Here is a 2685-nt window from a genome sequence, read left to right as displayed (position 1 = left end):
CTAGATTAATACATTCTAGTTTCTAGACTTATGTCTATTACATTTTTAATATCTTAAAGTCATTTATCTAAATATTCGTACTAGGTACTAAATAATAGATTTGACATTGTGTCATGAAAGAAAGAAAACTTGCACTGTTATAAAAAGCTTACAGGTAATTAGTACTGCTCGGCTTTGACATTACTGCCTTTACACCTGCAGCCTATCAACGTTATCGTCTATAACGACCTTTAAAAGAAATCTCATCTTGAGGAGGGTTTCGCACTTAGATGCTTTCAGCGCTTATCCTCACCGAACGTAGCTACCCGGCGGTGCAGTTGGCACCACAACCGGTACACTAGAGGTTCGTCCAACTCGGTCCTCTCGTACTAAAGTCAGAGCCTCTCAAATTTCTTACGCCCACAACAGATAGGGACCGAACTGTCTCACGACGTTCTGAACCCAGCTCGCGTGCCACTTTAATGGGCGAACAGCCCAACCCTTGGGACCTTCTCCAGCCCCAGGATGTGACGAGCCGACATCGAGGTGCCAAACCTCCCCGTCGATATGAGCTCTTGGGGGAGATCAGCCTGTTATCCCCAGAGTACCTTTTATCCTTTGAGCGATAGCCCTTCCATGCGGAACTACCGGATCACTATATCCTACTTTCGTACCTGATCGGCTTGTTGGCCTCACAGTCAAGCACCCTTATGCTATTGCGCTCTACGAACGATTACCAACCGTTCTGAGGGTACCTTTGAAAGCCTCCGTTACTCTTTTGGAGGCGACCACCCCAGTCAAACTACCCACCACACAATGTCCCCATATAGGGTTAGGCATCAGATAAATAAAGGCTGGTATTTCAACAATGGCTCCACCATGCCTAGCGACACAGCTTCAAAGCCTCCCAGCTATCCTACACATCATTTACCCAATACCAATGTGAAGCTATAGTAAAGGTTCATGGGGTCTTTCCGTCCCGTTGCGGGTACGCGGCATCTTCACCGCGACTACAATTTCACCGAGCTCATGGCTGAGACAGTGCCCAGATCGTTGCACCATTCGTGCAGGTCGGAACTTACCCGACAAGGAATTTCGCTACCTTAGGACCGTTATAGTTACGGCCGCCGTTTACCGGGGCTTCAGTTCAGCGCTTCTCCCGAAGGATAACGCCCCCCCTTAACCTTCCGGCACCGGGCAGGTGTCAGGCCTTATACATCATCTTTCGATTTCGCAAAGCCATGTGTTTTTGTTAAACAGTCGCCTGGGCCTTTTCACTGCGGCCCGCATTGCTGCGGGCGCCCCTTCTCCCGAAGTTACAGGGCGATTTTGCCTAGTTCCTTAGCCATGAATCACTCGAGCACCTCAGGATTCTCTCCTTGACTACCTGTGTCGGTTTACGGTACAGGTACCAAACCCATAAGTTTAGAGGTTTTTCTTGGAAGTCTGATTAGGCGCATATCAACGCTCCCGAAGGATTGTTGTACTATCAGGTTCATCAAAGTCAGCGGATTTTCCTACTGTCTCTATAACTACACCCTTCAACGTGCTATTCCGTCAGCACGCAGCGCTTTCACTACTCCGTCACCCCATCACTGAGTATGGTAGTATGGGAATATTAACCCATTGTCCATCGACTACCCCTTTCGGGTTCGCCTTAGGTCCTGACTAACCCACGGCTGATTAGCATTGCCGTGGAAACCTTAGTCTATCGGTGTGCGGGTTTCTCACCCGCATTATCGTTACTTATGCCTACATTTGCTTTTCTAAACGCTCCAGCATGGCTTACGCCACGCATTCAACGCAGATTAGAATGCTCCCCTACCAGTGTAACAAATTACAATTCTAAGTTTCGGTAATATACTTGATGCCCGATTATTATCGATGCTCTGTCGCTCGACCAGTGAGCTGTTACGCACTCTTTAAATGAATGGCTGCTTCCAAGCCAACATCCTGGCTGTCTCGGCAACTGAACCGCCTTAGTTCAACTTAGTATATATTTTGGGACCTTAACTGTAGATCTGGGTTCTTTCCCTCTCGGACATGGACCTTAGCACCCATGCCCTCACTGCAGAGTATATCTAACGGCATTCGGAGTTCATCAGGATTTGGTAGGATTTGACTCCCCCTAGTCCTATTGGTAGCTCTACCTCCGTTAGACTTAACCTCCACGCTGCTCCTAAAAGCATTTCGGGGAGTACGAGCTATTTCCCGGTTTGATTGGCCTTTCACCCCTACCCACAACTCATCCAAAGACTTTTCAACGTCAACTGGTTCGGTCCTCCATTGCATGTTACTGCAACTTCAACCTGGTCATGGGTAGATCACCGGGTTTCGCGTCTACCTCCACTAACTATACGCCCTATTCAGACTCGCTTTCGCTCCGGCTACATCACTTAATGACTTAACCTTGCTAGTGAAGAGTAACTCGTAGGCTCATTATGCAAAAGGCACGCCGTCAGCACACTAGGTGCCTCCGACCGCTTGTAGGTGTGCGGTTTCAGGTTCTATTTCACCCCTTTATTCAAGGTACTTTTCACCTTTCCCTCACGGTACTAGTTCACTATCGGTCTCTCAGGAGTATTTAGCCTTACCGGATGGTGCCGGCAGATTCAAACGGAGTTTCACCTGCTCCGCCCTACTCAGGATACTGTCCCGGTATAAAAGCTTACCTGTACGGGGCTATCACCCTGTATCGCTTATCTT

Annotated in this window: 1 rRNA gene (running past one end of the window); it reads right to left on the bottom strand. The window is 48.3% G+C overall.

Annotated features, from left to right (window positions below):
- Window positions 1–138 precede the first annotated feature (138 nt).
- Window positions 139–2685, bottom strand: a 23S ribosomal RNA gene (locus BGP76_RS08520) (it continues 330 nt past the right edge of the window).

It is taken from the genome of Reichenbachiella sp. MSK19-1 (assembly GCF_003590315.1).
GTDB classification, from domain to species: Bacteria; Bacteroidota; Bacteroidia; order Cytophagales; family Cyclobacteriaceae; genus Reichenbachiella; species Reichenbachiella agariperforans.
Note: the sequence above shows the minus strand (reverse complement) of the source record. Positions and strands in the feature narration are given on the sequence as shown.